This is a genomic window from Rhizobium sp. 0TCS1.26, assembly GCF_050455525.1.
In the GTDB taxonomy this organism is placed as follows: domain Bacteria; phylum Pseudomonadota; class Alphaproteobacteria; order Rhizobiales; family Rhizobiaceae; genus Neorhizobium.
In genome coordinates, this window is sequence record NZ_JBCIYV010000007.1 from 1 (window position 1) to 17,320 (window position 17,320).

Consider the following 17,320-nt stretch of genomic DNA (forward strand, 5'->3'; position numbering starts at 1 on the left):
TCTTGCCGTGGTCAACGTGACCGATCGTGCCGATGTTGACGTGAGGCTTGTTGCGCTCAAACTTGCTCTTTGCCATTTCAGGCTCTCCAATCTACTTCCCCGCACGAAGCGGAGCAATTCCTAGTTCATCTGTCTTGAGTGGCTCCGGTCACTTCTGACCGGAGTACTTCGCCTGAATTTCCTGCGCGACGTTCGACGGAACCGGTGCGTAGTGATCGAAGACCATCGAATACTGCGCGCGGCCCTGGCTCATCGAGCGCAGGTTGTCGACGTACTTGAACATGTTCGCCAGCGGAACGTGGGCGTTGATCACCACGGCGATACCGCGGCTTTCCTGGCCCTGGATCTGGCCACGACGGGAGTTCAGGTCGCCGATGACATCGCCGACGTAATCTTCCGGAGTGACGACTTCCACCTTCATCATCGGCTCGAGCAGCTGTGCGCCAGCCTTCTTGGCTGCTTCACGGAAGCAGGCACGCGAGGCGATTTCGAAGGCGAGAACCGACGAGTCGACATCGTGGAAGGCACCGTCGATGAGGGTCGCCTTGACGCCCAGCATCGGGAAGCCAGCCAGCGGGCCCGACGACAGAACGCTTTCGATGCCCTTCTGGACGCCCGGGATGTATTCCTTCGGAACAGCACCACCGACGATCTTCGACTCGAACTTGAACTCTTCGCCATCCGGGTTCGGTTCGAAGACGATCTTGACGCGGGCGAACTGACCGGTACCACCGGACTGCTTCTTGTGCGTGTAGTCTTCTTCGTGCTGACGCGTGATGGTTTCGCGGTAGGCAACCTGCGGAGCACCGACGGTGGCTTCAACCTTGAACTCGCGACGCATGCGGTCGACGATGATGTCGAGGTGAAGTTCGCCCATGCCGGCAATGATCGTCTGGCCGGATTCCTGGTCGGTCTTGACGCGGAACGACGGATCTTCTGCAGCCAGGCGGTTGAGCGCGAGGCCCATCTTTTCCTGGTCGCCCTTGGACTTCGGCTCGATGGCGATCTGGATGACCGGTTCGGGGAATTCCATGCGTTCCAGGATAACCGGCTTCAGCGGATCGCAGAGCGTATCGCCCGTCGTCGATTCCTTGAGGCCTGCGAGAGCAACGATGTCGCCGGCGAAGGCTTCTTCGATGTCTTCACGGCTGTTGGAGTGCATCTGCAGCATACGGCCGACGCGCTCGCGCTTGTCCTTGACCGTGTTCATGACGGATGCGCCCTTTTCGAGCTTGCCCGAATAGATGCGGCAGAAGGTGAGCGAACCGACGAAGGGGTCGTTCATGATCTTGAAGGCCAGCATCGACAGCGGTTCGCTGTCGTCAGCGTGACGCTCGATCTCGGCTTCCGTCTTGACGTCGATGCCCTTGATCGCCGGGATGTCGAGCGGCGACGGCAGGTATTCGACAACGGCGTCGAGGAGCGGCTGAACGCCCTTGTTCTTGAAGGCAGTGCCGCAGAACATCGGGTGGAACTTGACGTCGATCGTGCCGCGGCGAACCAGGGCGCGGATCTTGTCGTTGTCCGGCATGATGCCGTTCAGATAGTCTTCCATTGCCTGCTCGTCGACTTCGACGATCTGTTCGATCATCTTTTCGCGATACTCGGCAGCCTTTTCCTTCAGGTCGTCCGGGATCTCGACGACATCCCAGGCAGCGCCGAGCGACTCGTCGCGCCAGACCAGGGCATTCATCTCGATCAGGTCGACGACGCCCTTGAACTCGGTCTCGGCGCCAATCGGCAGCTGCATGACGACAGCGATGGCACCCAGGCGGGTCTTGATCATCTCGACCGAGCGGTAGAAGTCAGCGCCGGTCTTGTCCATCTTGTTGCAGAAGATCATCCGCGGGACATTGTACTTCTCAGCCTGGCGCCAGACGGTTTCCGTCTGCGGCTCTACGCCGGCGTTGGCGTCGAGAAGTGCGATGGCACCGTCGAGCACGCGCAGCGAACGCTCGACTTCAATGGTGAAGTCGACGTGGCCGGGGGTGTCGATGATGTTGAAGCGACGCATGGTGCCGTCGCGACCCTTCCAGTAGGTCGTGGTGGCAGCGGACGTGATGGTGATACCACGTTCCTGCTCCTGCTCCATCCAGTCCATGGTCGCGGCGCCGTCATGGACTTCGCCGATCTTGTGCGACTTACCGGTGTAGTAAAGGATACGCTCGGTGGTCGTCGTCTTGCCGGCGTCGATGTGCGCCATGATACCGAAATTACGGTAGTCTTCGATTTTATATTCGCGAGCCATAGGACTGCCTTTCGAAAGTCGATCGGATGACGATTACCAGCGGTAATGCGAGAACGCGCGGTTCGCGTCTGCCATCTTGTGTGTGTCTTCGCGCTTCTTCACAGCGCTGCCGCGGTTGTTTGCGGCGTCCATCAGTTCGCCCGACAGGCGATCGACCATGGTGGTCTCGTTGCGCTTGCGCGCAGCGGCGATCAGCCAGCGGATGGCGAGTGCCTGGCGGCGCTCTGGGCGGACATCGACCGGAACCTGGTAGGTCGCACCACCGACGCGGCGCGAACGCACTTCGACGTGGGGAGCAACATTCTCGAGCGCCTGGTGGAAGATCGGCAGGGGCTCGCCCTTGGCTTTGCCCTGAACGGCGTCGAACGCGCCGTATACGATGCTTTCCGCAACCGACTTCTTGCCGTGCAGCATGATGGCGTTCATGAACTTCGTGACGATCAGGTCACCGAACTTCGGATCCGGGTTGATTTCGCGCTTTTCAGCCTTGTGACGTCTGGACATACGTTCCGTCTCTTCAAAAAGTGTAGAGGCGCCTTATCACGCGGAGGACCTCGCGCGGCGCCGGATCTGGTGGATTACTTCGGACGCTTGGCACCGTACTTGGAGCGGCGCTGCTTGCGGTTCTTGACACCCTGGGTATCGAGGACGCCGCGGATGATGTGATAACGCACACCCGGCAAGTCCTTGACGCGGCCGCCGCGGATCATCACGACGGAGTGTTCCTGAAGGTTGTGGCCTTCACCCGGGATGTAACCGATGACTTCGAAGCCGTTGGTCAGGCGAATCTTGGCAACCTTACGCAGAGCCGAGTTCGGCTTCTTCGGGGTCGTCGTGTAGACGCGGGTGCAAACACCGCGCTTCTGCGGGTTCTCCTGCAGAGCAGGCACCTTGTTGCGCTTTACCTGTGCCTGGCGCGGCTTGCGGATCAGCTGGTTTACGGTAGGCATATACCCATCCCTTGTAAAATCTTGTCTCAGAACCCTTTCGGGCCAGTGTTTCGCCGTCTCCGGCCTCGACACACATATCAACATACGCAAAACGTGGCCTACCCGAATTCCGGATGGACCACCTAAAGCAGAGGACGCATCACCTGCGTCATGCGTGCAGCATTCTTGTCTTCAACGTGCGCTTTGGAAGCTTGTTTGAGGCAAAGTCAGGAACTAGACGTTCCGAACGGAGTAGCCTCACATCGCATCCGATGCCGGGCGTTTACTGTTTCGAGCCCCTCGCGTCAAGGCCCGAAACGAAATTAGTCCCCGAAGTGCCTGTCTTCCGGGCTTTTCGGGACAGGGACCGGCACCCGAATGCTTGAATTTCCTGCAGGCAATCATTAACCACTGGGCATTGCCTGGCAAGCCGCTAAATATCCCGCCAACCGTCGCCGCCTGAGTCGGCCCTGCTTCTCGAACCGGAATCCATCGCCATGATCACCGACCCTGACAACGACAACAACCTGGATCAGCCGATGATCTTCATCATCATCGGCAAAGGCTATCTGACCAAGGACAGCGAAGGCGTCGAACTGCACATCCTGCTGCGCGCGCCCGATGATGACACCGCGGTGCGTGATGCGCTGAACGCTCTCTCCGAGGAAGGCTTCCTTGAAGCGGACCTCGACCAGATCGGCGTCATGACCGAGGAGCCGGTCGACGAACCCTACGCTGCCGCCTACCAGGGGGCACTCGAGGGCGAAGTATCGATCGTCCGCTTCGGCTGAGGATAATCCGGCTCCTGGGTTGAGGCGGATCGGCCGGCCTCTCCTGCCCGTCACGCCTCCCCTCGCCGCTTTTACTCGCCTCGACGGTAGCTGATGCAGATCCGCACTCGGGAGCCGCAGGGCAACACTGAGGACGTGAGGGCAACATCGGAAACCTGAGAGGGTGCGGCCCGGAGCACCATGACGCTCGGAACCTGTAGACATCAGTAGAAACAGAAAACGCCCGGATCGCTCCGGGCGTTTTGCTTTTCGCAGGGCGGTGACGGCTGCGGCAGTGCGCAGCCGGTCCGTCTTATTCTGCCGGCGTGTTCTCGCCAGCCATGTCCTGCAGCATCGGCGTGGCAGAGCCGGCGCCCGACCCCTTCTTCCGCTCGTCGAGGATCATCTCGTCGCGCGAAGTGGCGATGCGGCGGATCTGCGTCATGGTACCACCGGTACCGGCCGGGATCAGGCGGCCGACGATGACGTTTTCCTTCAGGCCTTGCAGCGTGTCGGTCTTGCCGGCAATTGCAGCTTCCGTGAGAACCTTTGTGGTCTCCTGGAAGGATGCAGCCGAGATGAACGACGGCGTCTGCAGCGAAGCCTTGGTGATGCCGAGCAGAACCGGATCACCGTAAGCCGGCTTCTTGCCTTCCTCGACCAGGCGGTCGTTGGCATCTTCGAGCTCGATCCGGTCCACGTTGTCGCCAACGATGTACTGGCTGTCGCCCGAGTCGGTGATCTCGACCTTCTGCAGCATCTGGCGAACGATCACCTCGATGTGCTTGTCGTTGATCACAACGCCCTGCAGTCGGTAGACTTCCTGGATTTCGTTGACCAGGTAGGAAGCGAGTGCTTCCACGCCCTTGATCGCCAGGATGTCGTGCGGCGCAGGATTGCCGTCGAGGATGTAATCGCCCTTTTCGATGTAGTCGCCGTCCTGAAGGTGGAAGGGCTTGCCCTTCGGGATCAGGTATTCGACAGCTTCCACACCGTCTTCGGCGGGTTCGATCATGACGCGACGCTTGTTCTTGTAGTCGCGGCCGAGGCGGATCGTACCATCGATCTCAGCGATGATGGCATGGTCCTTCGGACGACGAGCTTCGAACAGTTCGGCGACGCGCGGCAGACCACCGGTGATGTCCTTGGTCTTGGCGCTTTCCATCGGAACACGCGCAAGGACGTCGCCCTGGCTGACCTTCTGACCCGGCTCGACCGACAGGATGGCGTCGACGGACAGCATGTAACGCGCATCACCACCGCGAGCGAGCTTCAGGATGTTGCCGCTGGCGTCCTTGACGACGACCGCCGGCTTCAGGTCGGTACCGCGCGGCGTCGAACGCCAGTCGATGACCTGACGCTTGGTGATGCCGGTGGATTCGTCGGTGGATTCCGAAACCGAGATCGAGTCGACCACGTCTTCGAACGAAACCACACCGGCGACTTCCGTCAGCATCGGGCGGGTGTAGGGGTCCCACTCTGCCAGACGCTGGCCACGCTTGACCGTGTCGTTGTCGTCAACGAACACCTTCGAACCGTAGGCAACACGCTGCGAGGACCGTTCCACGCCGCGTTCGTCCAGGATCGTCACCGCCAGGTTGCGGCCCATGGCAATCAGGTTGCCTTCGGAGTTCCGCAGCAGGTTACGGTTCTTGATCTGGATCGTGCCCTCGTAGGAGGCTTCCAGGAACGACTGGTCGACCACGTTTGCCGTACCGCCCAAGTGGAAGGTACGCATGGTGAGCTGGGTACCCGGCTCACCGATCGACTGAGCCGCGATGACACCGACGGCTTCGCCCATGTTGACCGGGGTACCGCGTGCAAGGTCGCGACCATAGCACACCGAGCAGACGCCGGTCTGAACTTCGCAGGTCAGAGCCGAACGGATGCGGATGGACTGGATGCCCGCCTTTTCGATCTCGATGACGTCCGGCTCGAGGATCATCCGGCCGGCATCAACGATCCGCTCACCCGTGACCGGATGATCGATATCGTCAAGTGCCGTACGGCCCAGAACGCGGGCGCCGATGGAAGCCACAACCTGGCCGGCATCGACGATCGCCGTCATCGTGAGGCCCTTTTCAGTGCCGCAGTCGACGAGGTTCACGATGCAGTCCTGCGCCACGTCGACGAGACGACGCGTCAGGTAGCCCGAGTTGGCGGTCTTCAGAGCCGTGTCTGCAAGGCCCTTACGGGCGCCGTGGGTCGAGTTGAAGTACTCGTTAACGGTCAGACCTTCCTTGAAGTTCGAGATGATCGGCGTCTCGATGATTTCACCCGACGGCTTGGCCATCAGGCCGCGCATGCCGCCTAGCTGACGCATCTGGTTCGGAGAACCACGCGCACCGGAGTGTGACATCATGTAGATGGCGTTCATCTGCTTCTGGCGACCGGTCTCCGGGTCGAACTCGACGGCCTTAATGCGGGCCATCATGTCCTCGGCGACCTTTTCGGTTGCCTTGCCCCAGGCGTCGACGACCTTGTTGTACTTCTCGCCCTGAGTGATCAGGCCGTCGTTGTACTGCTGCTCGTATTCCTTGACCAGCGTTTCGGTGTCCCCGACGATCTTCGCCTTGGTTTCCGGGATGATCATGTCGTCCTTGCCGAACGAAATGCCGGCCTTGCAGGCGTGGGTGAAGCCCAGCTGCATGATCCGGTCGCAGAAGATCACCGTGTCCTTCTGACCGCAGTGACGGTAGACCGTGTCGATCATCTTGGAGATGTTCTTCTTGGTCATTTCCTGGTTGCAGGTCTCGAACGGCACCTTGAAGTTCTTCGGCAGAAGCTCGCCGATGATCATCCGGCCCGGCGTCGTGTCATGGATCTTGGAAACCGGCTTGCCGTCCTCGTCGACCGTCTTGAAGCGGCCGCGGATCTTGGCATGCAGGGTAACGACCTTGTTCTCGAGCGCATGGTGCAGTTCGCCCATGTCGGAGAAGACCATGCCCTGGCCCGGCTCGTTCTCGTTCATGATCGACAGGTAGTACAGGCCGAGAACCATGTCCTGCGACGGAACGATGATCGGAGCACCGTTTGCCGGATGCAGGATGTTGTTCGTCGACATCATCAGCACGCGGGCTTCAAGCTGGGCTTCCAGCGAAAGCGGTACGTGGACAGCCATCTGGTCGCCGTCGAAGTCGGCGTTGAACGCCGTGCAGACGAGCGGGTGCAGCTGGATGGCCTTGCCTTCGACCAGGATCGGTTCGAAGGCCTGGATACCCAGGCGGTGCAGCGTCGGTGCGCGGTTCAGCAAAACCGGATGTTCGCGGATGACTTCGTCGAGGATATCCCAGACTTCCGGCTTTTCCTTCTCGACCAGCTTCTTGGCCTGCTTGACGGTCGAGGAGTAACCCTTGGCATCGAGGCGGGCGTAGATGAACGGCTTGAACAGTTCGAGCGCCATCTTCTTCGGCAGGCCGCACTGGTGCAGCTTCAGTTCCGGACCGGTCACGATGACCGAACGACCGGAATAGTCGACGCGCTTGCCGAGCAGGTTCTGACGGAAGCGGCCCTGCTTGCCCTTCAGCATGTCGGACAGCGACTTCAGCGGACGCTTGTTGGCGCCGGTGATGACGCGGCCACGGCGGCCGTTGTCGAACAGCGCGTCCACTGATTCCTGCAGCATGCGCTTTTCGTTGCGGATGATGATGCCCGGAGCGCGCAGTTCGATCAGACGCTTCAGACGGTTGTTACGGTTGATCACGCGACGGTAGAGGTCGTTGAGGTCGGACGTCGCAAAGCGGCCGCCGTCCAGCGGAACCAGCGGGCGCAGGTCCGGCGGGATGACAGGAACGACCTTCATGATCATCCATTCCGGCTTGTTGCCGGATTCGATGAAGTTCTCGACGATCTTCAGACGCTTCATCAGCTTCTTCTGCTTCAGATCCGACGTGGTGTCGGCCAGATCCGAGCGCAGGTCGCCGGCGAGCTTTTCCAGGTTCATCGAAGCCAGCATCTCATAGATGGCTTCAGCACCGATCATCGCGGTGAACTGGTCTTCGCCGTACTCGTCGATCGCCAGCATGTACTCCTCTTCGGAGAGCAGCTGGTTTTCCTTGAGCGCGGTCAGGCCCGGTTCCGTGACGATGTAGTTTTCGAAGTAGAGAACGCGTTCGACATCCTTCAGCGTCATGTCGAGCAGCGTCGAGATGCGCGAAGGAAGCGACTTCAGGAACCAGATATGGGCAACCGGAGCGGCGAGCTCGATGTGGCCCATGCGCTCGCGGCGAACGCGCGACAGCGTGACTTCGACGCCGCACTTTTCGCAGATGATGCCCTTGTACTTCATGCGCTTGTACTTGCCGCACAGGCACTCGTAGTCCTTGATCGGGCCAAAGATGCGCGCGCAGAACAGGCCGTCGCGTTCCGGCTTGAACGTACGATAGTTGATGGTCTCCGGCTTTTTGATTTCGCCGTAGGACCAGGAGAGAATCTTCTCAGGAGACGCGATCGATATCCGGATCGAGTCGAAGTGTTGCGCAGGGACCTGCGGGTTGAAAAGATTCATGACCTCTTGGTTCATGCCTATCTCCTTGTGGGGCCTTGAGCCCTCAGCTTGCGTGCGTAACCTGCCCGATGACCCGGAGGGCTGGTCCGCCGCCTAAAACGGTCTTAGCCGCGAAATGCGGCGAAATTCCCCTGCCGTGCAACCTGAGGCAACAGGCGGGGACGGCGCGCGCCGTGGGGCGCGCGCCTCTCGTTTCTTATTCTGCCGCGTCGGGAAGCTGTCCCGAACCGTCGACGGCGTCGAGCTTGGAATTCTCCAGCTCGACCGACAGACCCAGCGAGCGCATTTCCTTGACGAGAACGTTGAAGCTCTCCGGAATGCCGGCCTCGAAGGTGTCATCGCCGCGGACAATGGCTTCATAGACCTTGGTACGACCGGCCACGTCGTCCGACTTCACCGTCAGCATTTCCTGCAGGGTGTAGGCGGCGCCGTAGGCTTCCAGAGCCCAGACTTCCATTTCCCCGAAGCGCTGACCGCCGAACTGCGCCTTACCACCGAGCGGCTGCTGGGTGACGAGCGAGTAAGGACCGATCGAACGAGCATGGATCTTGTCGTCGACAAGGTGGTTCAGCTTGATCATGTACATGTAGCCGACGGTGACCTTGCGGTCGAAGGCTTCACCGGTACGACCATCGTACAGAACCGACTGACCCGACGGATCGAGACCCGCCTTCGTCAGCATCGCCGCAACGTCCGGCTCATGCGCACCGTCGAAGACCGGCGTCGCGATGGACACGCCACGCTTTGCCTCTTCAGCCAGACGCACGAGCGACTCGTCGTCGAAGCTCGCCACTTCGTTATGCGACTCCGACGCGTAGATCTCGGTCAGTTCCTGCTTCAGCTCGGCGATGTCGCTGGAGCGCTTGTACTCCTCCAGCATCTCACCGATCCGACGACCCATGCCGGCGCAAGCCCAGGCCAGATGGGTTTCGAGGATCTGGCCGACGTTCATGCGCGACGGCACGCCGAGCGGGTTCAGAACGATGTCGACATGCGTGCCATCTTCGAGGAACGGCATGTCCTCGACCGGTACGATGCGCGACACGACGCCCTTGTTGCCGTGACGGCCGGCCATCTTGTCGCCCGGCTGGATCTTGCGCTTCACAGCGACGAAGACCTTGACCATCTTCATGACGCCCGGAGGCATTTCGTCGCCGCGCTGAACCTTTTCGACCTTGTCCATGAAGCGCTGTTCAAGGCGCGACTTGGATTCGTCGTACTGGCCACGCAGAGCTTCGATCTCGCCCTGGACCTTTTCGTCCTCGACGGCGAACATCCACCACTGAGAGCGCGGATACTCCGACACGACAGCGTTGGCGAGCTCGACGCCCTTCTTGAAGCCCTTGGGACCGGCAACCGAAACCTGACCGCGCAGCATGTCCAGAAGACGGCCGTAGACGTTGCGATCGAGGATCGCCTGTTCGTCGTCGCGGTCCTTGGCCAGGCGTTCGATCTCTTCACGCTCGATCGCCATCGCACGTTCGTCCTTTTCGACGCCGTGACGGTTGAAGACGCGGACTTCAACGACGGTGCCGAACGTGCCCGGAGGCATGCGCATCGACGTGTCGCGGACGTCCGAAGCCTTTTCACCGAAGATGGCGCGCAGAAGCTTTTCTTCCGGCGTCATCGGGCTTTCGCCCTTCGGGGTGATCTTGCCGACGAGAATGTCGCCCGGCTGAACTTCGGCGCCGATGTAGACGATGCCCGCTTCGTCGAGGTTCCTCAGCGCTTCTTCCGAAACGTTCGGAATGTCGCGGGTGATTTCTTCCGGACCAAGCTTGGTGTCACGCGCCATCACTTCGAATTCTTCGATGTGGATGGAGGTGAACACGTCGTCCGACACGATGCGCTCGGAGAGCAGGATCGAGTCTTCGTAGTTGTAGCCGTTCCACGGCATGAACGCGACGAGCGCGTTGCGGCCGAGCGCCAGGTCACCGAGATCCGTCGACGGACCGTCGGCGATGATGTCACCCTTGGAGATGATATCGCCGACTGCCACCAGCGGACGCTGGTTGACGCAGGTGTTCTGGTTCGAACGCTGGAACTTCTGCAGACGGTAGATGTCGACGCCCGACTTGCCGGCATCCAGATCTTCCGTGGCGCGCAGAACGATACGCGTCGCGTCGACCTGATCGACAACGCCGCTGCGGCGTGCAGCGATGGCGGCACCCGAGTCACGGGCAACCACCGGCTCCATGCCGGTTCCGACGAACGGCGCTTCGGCGCGTACCAGAGGCACGGCCTGACGCTGCATGTTCGAGCCCATCAGAGCGCGGTTGGCGTCGTCGTTTTCGAGGAACGGGATCAGCGCGGCTGCGACCGAAACCAGCTGCTTCGGCGAGACGTCCATCAGGTTGATGGTATCGCGCGGCGACAGCATGACTTCGCCGGCATGACGGCAAACCACGAACTCTTCGGTGAACTGGCCTTCGGCGTCCAGCTCGGCATTGGCCTGGGCAACGTAGTACTTCGCCTCTTCCATGGCGGAGAGGTAGAGCACTTCGTTGGTCACCTTGCCGTCGATGATCTTGCGGTACGGGCTTTCGATGAAGCCGTACTTGTTGACCCGGGCGAAGGTGGCAAGCGAGTTGATCAGACCGATATTCGGGCCTTCCGGCGTTTCAATCGGGCAGATACGGCCGTAATGCGTCGGATGAACGTCGCGGACTTCGAAGCCGGCGCGTTCACGCGTCAGACCACCCGGGCCAAGTGCCGAAAGACGGCGCTTGTGGGTGATTTCCGACAGCGGGTTCACCTGGTCCATGAACTGCGACAGCTGCGAGGAGCCGAAGAATTCACGCACCGCGGCAGCCGCCGGCTTCGCGTTGATCAGGTCCTGCGGCATGACGGTGTCGATCTCGATCGACGACATGCGCTCCTTGATGGCGCGCTCCATGCGTAGCAGGCCGAGACGGTACTGATTTTCCATCAGCTCGCCGACCGAACGGACGCGACGGTTGCCGAGGTTGTCGATATCGTCGATCTCGCCCTTGCCGTCGCGCAGTTCGACGAGCATCCGGACCACGGCCAGGATGTCTTCCTTGCGCAGAACGCGCATGGTGTCCGGCGCATCGACGTCGAGGCGCATGTTCATCTTGACGCGACCGACGGCCGACAGGTCGTAGCGCTCGGCGTCGAAGAACAGCGAGTTGAACATCGCTTCTGCCGATTCCATGGTCGGCGGCTCGCCGGGACGCATGACGCGGTAGATGTCGAACAGGGCTTCCTGGCGGCTCTCGTTCTTATCGGCAACAAGCGTGTTGCGGATATAGGCGCCGACATTGATGTGGTCGATATCGAGGATCGGGATCTCGTCGAAACCGAGCTTCATCAGTTCGACGAGGTTGCCCTTGCGTTCGCCGGACTTGGCGTCCAGCGCCATTTCCAGTTCTTCGCCGGCTTCCAGGTAGACTTCGCCGGTTTCCGGGTTGACGATATCCTCGGCGACGAAGTTGCCGACCAGATCCTCATCGCTGGCGCGCAGGGCCTTCAGGCCCTTGTCGGTCAGCTGGCGGAGCAGGCGCGGGGTCAGCTTCTTGCCGGATTCGACGACCACTTCGCCGGTATCGGCGTCGATCATGTCGGACAGCGTCTTTGCACCCTTCAGCGTTTCCGGCTGGAAGGGAATACGCCAGCCCTGACCGTCGCGCTGGTAGATCGACTTGGTGTAGAACGTCGACAGGATTTCTTCGCCATCCATGCCCAGCGCCATCAGCAGCGAGGTCGCAGGGATCTTGCGGCGACGGTCGATACGCGCGTAGACGATGTCCTTGGCGTCGAACTCGATGTCCAGCCAGGAACCGCGATAAGGGATGACGCGGGCGGCAAACAGCAGCTTGCCGGACGAGTGGCTCTTGCCCTTGTCGTGGTCGAAGAACACGCCCGGCGAACGGTGCATCTGCGACACGATAACGCGTTCGGTGCCGTTCACGATGAACGTCCCGTTATCGGTCATCAGCGGCATGTCGCCCATGTAGACGGACTGTTCCTTGATGTCCTTGATGGACTTGGCGCCCGTATCCTCGTCGATATCGAACACGATGAGGCGCAGCGTCACCTTGAGCGGTGCCGCATAGGTCAGGTCGCGCTGACGGCATTCCTCGACGTCGAACTTCGGCGGCTCGAATTCGTAGGACACGAATTCCAGCATCGAAGCGCCGGAGAAGTCGGTGATCGGGAACACGGACCGGAAAACGGCGTTAAGCCCCTCGTCGGGGCGGCCGCCTTCCGGCTCCTCGACCATCAGGAACTGATCGTAAGATGCCTTCTGAACCTCGATGAGGTTCGGCATCTCGGTAACTTCGGGGATCTTTCCGAAAAACTTGCGTACGCGCCTGCGACCGTTGAACGAAAGGGTCTGAGCCATCGTCGCTCCTTCAAAAATTGCATCCGGGCCTGCAACGGACGGGATACGCTGGCCAGTCGCCCCCGTCGATCAATGGGTGGTTCAATCTCGTTCCTACGCTCGAGCCGCCGGCCGGATTGCCGGGGGGCCAAAGGAGAAACCATCCTCTTGAAGAACCCATTACCCAAAAGCCGTTTCAAGGGCTTTTGGGTAATCAGTTCGCAGGAATAGAACAACGGGAGAGGGCATTTGTGCCCTCCCCCGTCGCATTCCGATATTACTTGACGTCAACCTTGGCGCCAGCGTCTTCAAGCTTCTTCTTGAGGTCGGCAGCTTCGCCCTTGGAAACGGCTTCCTTGACAGCCTTCGGAGCGCCTTCGACGAGGTCCTTGGCTTCCTTGAGGCCGAGACCGGTGATGGCGCGGACTTCCTTGATGACGTTGATCTTGTTCGCGCCGGCATCCGTGAGGATGACGTCGAACTCGGTCTTTTCTTCTTCAGCCGGAGCAGCAGCGCCAGCGCCGCCAGCAGCAGCAACAGCTACCGGAGCGGCAGCCGAAACGCCCCACTTCTCTTCGAGCAGCTTGGAAAGCTCAGCAGCTTCCAGAACGGTCAGCGAGGAGAGGTCGTCAACGATCTTTGCGAGATCAGCCATAGTCATATTCCTTTTGTTCAGTTCGAACTGGTTTAATTCGGTACAGCGTGAAAAACCGCCTTAAGCGGCTTCGTCCTTCTTGGCGTAGGCTGCAAACACGCGGGCCAGCTGAGCTGCCGGTGCCTGAACAACCCCTGCGATGCGCGTGGCCGGCGTCTGGATCATGCCCAGCAGCTTTGCACGCAGTTCGTCCAGCGACGGCAGGGTCGCGAGCGACTTGACTGCATCGGCGGAAAGGGTTGTTGCGCCCATGGAACCACCCAGAACAACGAGCTTGTCGTTGGTCTTGGCGAAGTCCATGAGGACCTTGGGAGCCGTGATCGGGTCTTGGCTATATGCGATAAGCGTCTGACCCTGGAAGAGATCGATCATCCCTTCCGACTCCGTGCCCTGAAGAGCGATTTTGGCCAGGCGGTTCTTCGCGACTTTGACGCTACCGCCAGCAGCGCGCATCTTCGAACGAAAATCGTTCATCTGTGCGACTGTGACGCCAGCATAGTGGGCCACGACAACCGAACCAGAAGCCTTGAAGACTTCGTTCAGCTCCGTGACGAATTCGCGTTTTTCCGCTCTTTCCACTGTCTGTCTCCAGTTGACAGGACCGACCGAAATCGGACCCTGCCGGGTTGCCTTCTGCCCCAAGGGATCTTGTCATCAAGATACCCGAGCGGCGCTCGAGGATCCTGTCCCCCCGCACTTGAGCCGCAACGGCTTAAGGCACAAGGCACACCAGGTTCGAACCGGAACCTTCAGCAGCGCCTTGCGGCACCCTGGACAATTCTGGTCTTACCCGTCTCATGCAGGCAAAGCGATTAAGGACTTAACCACCCACAATCTCGGACAGGAATTCCGGATTTCTCCGGATTTCCGGACCCGAAGGCCCGGAAATTCTTTTCAACCGGAACCCGAAGGCTCCGGAAACTGATCAGGCGATGACCGTCGACGGCTCGATGCGCACGCCCGGACCCATGGTCGAGGACAGCGCGACGCGCTTGACGTAGTTGCCCTTGGCGCCAGCCGGCTTGGCCTTGACGACCGCATCGGCGAATGCCTTGATGTTTTCTTCCAGAGCCTTGGCGTCGAACGAAGCCTTGCCGATACCGGCATGGATGATACCAGCCTTCTCGACGCGGAATTCGACAGCACCGCCCTTGGATGCCTTGACCGCACCGGCAACGTCCATGGTGACCGTACCCACCTTCGGGTTCGGCATCATGCCACGCGGGCCGAGCACCTTGCCGAGACGGCCGACGAGCGGCATCATGTCCGGCGTTGCGATGCAACGGTCGAAGTCGATCTTGCCGCCCTGGACAATCTCGACCAGGTCTTCGGCGCCGACGATGTCTGCACCGGCAGCCTTGGCTTCGTCAGCCTTGGCACCGCGTGCGAAGACGGCGACGCGAACGTCGCGGCCGGTGCCGTTCGGCAGATTGACGACGCCACGGACCATCTGGTCGGCGTGACGCGGGTCGACGCCGAGGTTCATGGCGATTTCAACGGTTTCGTCGAACTTCGCGGTGGCGCGTTCCTTGACGAGCGAGATTGCGTCGGTGAGAGCAATCAGCTTGGTCGGATCGATGCCTTCGCGGGACTTCTGGACGCGCTTTGCAATCTTGACCATGATTAAGCCACCACTTCCAGGCCCATGGAGCGGGCAGAGCCCTCGACCATCAGCATTGCGCCTTCGACGTCGGCGGCGTTCAGATCCTTCATCTTACCTTCGGCGATCGCACGGACCTGAGCCTTGGTGATGGTACCCACCTTGGCACCCTTGCCCGGGGTCTTCGAACCGGAGGTGATCTTTGCTTCCTTCTTCAGCCAGTAGGTAACCGGCGGCTGCTTCATTGCGAAGGTGAAGGACTTGTCCTGGTAATAGGTGATGACGACCGGGATCGGCATACCCTTTTCCATTTCCTGCGTGGCGGCATTGAACGCCTTACAGAATTCCATGATGTTGATGCCACGCTGACCAAGCGCCGGGCCGATCGGCGGGGACGGGTTTGCCGATCCTGCCTTGACCTGAAGCTTGAGCTGGCCTGCGACTTTCTTAGCCATTTCTCTGCCTTTCGTTGCGACCGGTTACCCGGCCCGTCTTGCCGGTTTCATCCGGCGGCTGCGGTTGCGTGGTTCGGAGAGGGCGCGCGGCTAACGAACGCCATCCTCCCACGCGGGATCGGATGCCTGAGGCAACCGATGGATCAGACCTTTTCGACCTGACCGTATTCGAGTTCGACCGGGGTCGCGCGGCCGAAGATCGACACCTCGACCTTGAGGCGCGACCGTTCTTCGTCGACATCCTGAACGGTGCCGTTGAACGAAGCGAAGGGACCATCCGAGACCCGGACCTGCTCGCCAATCTCGAACGAGATGGACGACTTCGGACGCTCGACGCCCTCCTGGACCTGACCGAGGATGCGATCGGCTTCGAAATCAGGGATCGGAACCGGCTTGTTGTCGGAACCGAGGAAGCCCGTGACCTTCGGCGTATTCTTGATGAGGTGGTAGGCCTCATCCGTCAGGTTGGCGCGCACCAGCACGTAACCCGGGAAGAACTTGCGCTCGGTATCGACCTTGCGGCCGCGGCGCACCTCGACGACCTTCTCGGTCGGCACAAGGATCTTTTCGAACAGATGGTCGAGGCCCTTCTGTCGAGCCTTGTGCTCGATGTCCTCGGCGACCTTCTTCTCGAAATTCGAATATGCGTGGACGATGTACCAACGTGCCGCCATCTTCATCTCCACAAAATCAAATGCTGAAATTCAGCACGAGGCCGATCAGCCAGCCGATCAGCTGGTCCGCGGCAAAGAAGAACAACGCAGCGAAAATCACCATCACCAGCACCATAGCCGTGGAGATCATCGTCTCGCGACGAGAAGGCCAGGTAACTTTCGACGTTTCAGCGCGCACCTGCTGCAGAAACGTAAATGGATTGGTTTTGGATGCCATATCTGCCCACGCAATTACGGCACGTAAAGCTGAAATAGTTCAGCCCCACGCACCGCGTGTCTGTTTTCACCCTACATAAACACCGCATTCCCCTTTCACAAGAGGAAAAGCAATGTTTGGCACAATTTGCCGAATTGGGTTCGGCCGTCCTTCCTCCCACCAATCAACGAGACCATTCCCGTCGCCGCGGAGGACTGGCAGGGGCAGCCGGGCTTGAACCGACGACCTGCGGTTTTGGAGACCGCCGCTCTACCAACTGAGCTATACCCCTAGGTGTCTTTCGAAAGTTGCCCTTCGCAAGCATGGCGCTGCTTTAAAACGCGAATGACCTATTGGCAAGTGGGTTTATCGGGTTCGCTTCACTTTCTCTCGGTCGGCGCCCACTTGTCTGTGGAGGAGATCAACCGCCTCCCCTCGCCCGTCTGGAACCTGTCGCGCAGTCGCGGTTGGCGCCGGTCCCCGGCGCGTTCTCGAAGGTGCAGCGGGTCTCTGGCGGGCGCCCGCAGATCTTGTCGAGCGACGAGAAGCCGACGCAGCGTCCATCCGGCCCGCGGTAACCGGGGCCGCCCTTGCAACCGCATCCGCGACAGGCCGGCCGGTCGGGACATGCGGCATGCACCGGCATACCGGTAAAAAGAATCGCCGGGAGAATCAGCATGATCGCGGCGGTCGCGTCCCACCGTCGCCGGGCTACGGAAGTCTCCACGCCAAAACCTTTCCCGTCACATCCCTGCCCACACTTGAGCGCCTGTCGTCGGCATGCAGATCAGGCTCACCAGCCTGACACAAAAAAAAACGCCCCGCCGTTTCCGGCAGGGCGTTCATCGGGATCCCTTGCGGGAACCAGATTACTCGATGATCGAGGCGACGATGCCGGCGCCGACGGTACGGCCGCCTTCGCGGATAGCGAAGCGCAGCTT

At 60.4% G+C, this 17,320-nt stretch carries 12 protein-coding genes, 1 tRNA gene and 2 pseudogenes; 1 reads left to right on the plus strand and 14 read right to left on the minus strand.

Going from position 1 to position 17,320, the window contains the following annotated elements; translation table 11 throughout:
* From AAIH46_RS21380 to rpsL, 4 genes and pseudogenes are all read right to left on the minus strand, one after another.
* Positions 1–76: pseudogene (locus AAIH46_RS21380) on the minus strand (GTP-binding protein); the annotation flags it as partial.
* Between the two features lie 72 nt (positions 77–148).
* Entirely contained in the window at positions 149–2,248 is a 2,100-nt protein-coding gene (gene fusA, locus AAIH46_RS21385) for an elongation factor G (RefSeq protein ID WP_430308091.1), read from the minus strand.
* Between the two features lie 33 nt (positions 2,249–2,281).
* The gene (rpsG, locus tag AAIH46_RS21390; RefSeq protein ID WP_430308092.1) at positions 2,282–2,752 is read right to left on the minus strand and encodes a 30S ribosomal protein S7; all 471 of its coding nucleotides are present in this window, start codon (positions 2,750–2,752) and stop codon (positions 2,282–2,284) included.
* Between the two features lie 74 nt (positions 2,753–2,826).
* A complete protein-coding gene (rpsL, locus tag AAIH46_RS21395; RefSeq protein WP_003507760.1) occupies positions 2,827–3,198 on the minus strand; it encodes a 30S ribosomal protein S12 in 372 nt (123 codons plus the stop codon).
* A 476-nt stretch (positions 3,199–3,674) separates the two neighbouring features.
* Here rpsL and AAIH46_RS21400 point away from each other — a divergent pair, with 476 nt between their 5' ends.
* Positions 3,675–3,968: a transcriptional regulator gene (locus tag AAIH46_RS21400; RefSeq protein WP_430308093.1), complete on the plus strand. Its 294-nt coding sequence runs from the start codon at positions 3,675–3,677 to the stop codon at positions 3,966–3,968.
* A 292-nt stretch (positions 3,969–4,260) separates the two neighbouring features.
* On the opposite strand, the gene rpoC is transcribed toward AAIH46_RS21400, so the two are convergent.
* From rpoC to AAIH46_RS21450, 10 genes and pseudogenes are all read right to left on the minus strand, one after another.
* On the minus strand, positions 4,261–8,469 hold the full coding sequence (gene rpoC, locus AAIH46_RS21405; protein WP_430308094.1) for a DNA-directed RNA polymerase subunit beta': 4,209 nt from the start codon (positions 8,467–8,469) through the stop codon (positions 4,261–4,263).
* Between the two features lie 181 nt (positions 8,470–8,650).
* The gene (gene rpoB / locus AAIH46_RS21410) at positions 8,651–12,820 is read right to left on the minus strand and encodes a DNA-directed RNA polymerase subunit beta (RefSeq protein ID WP_430308095.1); all 4,170 of its coding nucleotides are present in this window, start codon (positions 12,818–12,820) and stop codon (positions 8,651–8,653) included.
* 256 nt (positions 12,821–13,076) lie between these two features.
* Positions 13,077–13,454 (minus strand): 50S ribosomal protein L7/L12, encoded by a 378-nt coding sequence (rplL, locus tag AAIH46_RS21415; protein WP_430308097.1) that lies wholly within the window; start codon positions 13,452–13,454, stop codon positions 13,077–13,079.
* A 60-nt stretch (positions 13,455–13,514) separates the two neighbouring features.
* A complete protein-coding gene (gene rplJ / locus AAIH46_RS21420; protein ID WP_430308098.1) occupies positions 13,515–14,033 on the minus strand; it encodes a 50S ribosomal protein L10 in 519 nt (172 codons plus the stop codon).
* 346 nt (positions 14,034–14,379) lie between these two features.
* Complete coding sequence (gene rplA / locus AAIH46_RS21425) at positions 14,380–15,075, minus strand: 50S ribosomal protein L1 (protein ID WP_430308099.1); 696 nt, start codon at positions 15,073–15,075, stop codon at positions 14,380–14,382.
* Between the two features lie 2 nt (positions 15,076–15,077).
* Positions 15,078–15,509: a 50S ribosomal protein L11 gene (gene rplK, locus AAIH46_RS21430; protein WP_145303266.1), complete on the minus strand. Its 432-nt coding sequence runs from the start codon at positions 15,507–15,509 to the stop codon at positions 15,078–15,080.
* Positions 15,510–15,652: 143 nt separating this feature from the next.
* On the minus strand, positions 15,653–16,183 hold the full coding sequence (gene nusG, locus AAIH46_RS21435; protein ID WP_430308100.1) for a transcription termination/antitermination protein NusG: 531 nt from the start codon (positions 16,181–16,183) through the stop codon (positions 15,653–15,655).
* A gap of 16 nt (positions 16,184–16,199) precedes the next feature.
* Complete coding sequence (gene secE, locus AAIH46_RS21440) at positions 16,200–16,400, minus strand: preprotein translocase subunit SecE (RefSeq protein WP_252755587.1); 201 nt, start codon at positions 16,398–16,400, stop codon at positions 16,200–16,202.
* Positions 16,401–16,595: 195 nt separating this feature from the next.
* Positions 16,596–16,671: transfer RNA gene (locus AAIH46_RS21445), tRNA-Trp, on the minus strand.
* A 577-nt stretch (positions 16,672–17,248) separates the two neighbouring features.
* Positions 17,249–17,320 (minus strand): annotated as a pseudogene (locus AAIH46_RS21450) (elongation factor Tu); the annotation flags it as partial.

Bases quoted from the DNA above. Each gene is read 5' to 3' on its own strand.
- fusA (WP_430308091.1), bottom strand. From the start codon at position 2,248: ATGGCTCGCGAATATAAAATCGAAGACTACCGTAATTTCGGTATCATG.
- rpsG (WP_430308092.1), bottom strand. From the start codon at position 2,752: ATGTCCAGACGTCACAAGGCTGAAAAGCGCGAAATCAACCCGGATCCG.
- rpsL (WP_003507760.1), bottom strand. From the start codon at position 3,198: ATGCCTACCGTAAACCAGCTGATCCGCAAGCCGCGCCAGGCACAGGTA.
- AAIH46_RS21400 (WP_430308093.1), top strand. From the start codon at position 3,675: ATGATCACCGACCCTGACAACGACAACAACCTGGATCAGCCGATGATC.
- rpoC (WP_430308094.1), bottom strand. From the start codon at position 8,469: ATGAACCAAGAGGTCATGAATCTTTTCAACCCGCAGGTCCCTGCGCAA.
- rpoB (WP_430308095.1), bottom strand. From the start codon at position 12,820: ATGGCTCAGACCCTTTCGTTCAACGGTCGCAGGCGCGTACGCAAGTTT.
- rplL (WP_430308097.1), bottom strand. From the start codon at position 13,454: ATGGCTGATCTCGCAAAGATCGTTGACGACCTCTCCTCGCTGACCGTT.
- rplA (WP_430308099.1), bottom strand. From the start codon at position 15,075: ATGGTCAAGATTGCAAAGCGCGTCCAGAAGTCCCGCGAAGGCATCGAT.
- rplK (WP_145303266.1), bottom strand. From the start codon at position 15,509: ATGGCTAAGAAAGTCGCAGGCCAGCTCAAGCTTCAGGTCAAGGCAGGA.
- nusG (WP_430308100.1), bottom strand. From the start codon at position 16,183: ATGGCGGCACGTTGGTACATCGTCCACGCATATTCGAATTTCGAGAAG.
- secE (WP_252755587.1), bottom strand. From the start codon at position 16,400: ATGGCATCCAAAACCAATCCATTTACGTTTCTGCAGCAGGTGCGCGCT.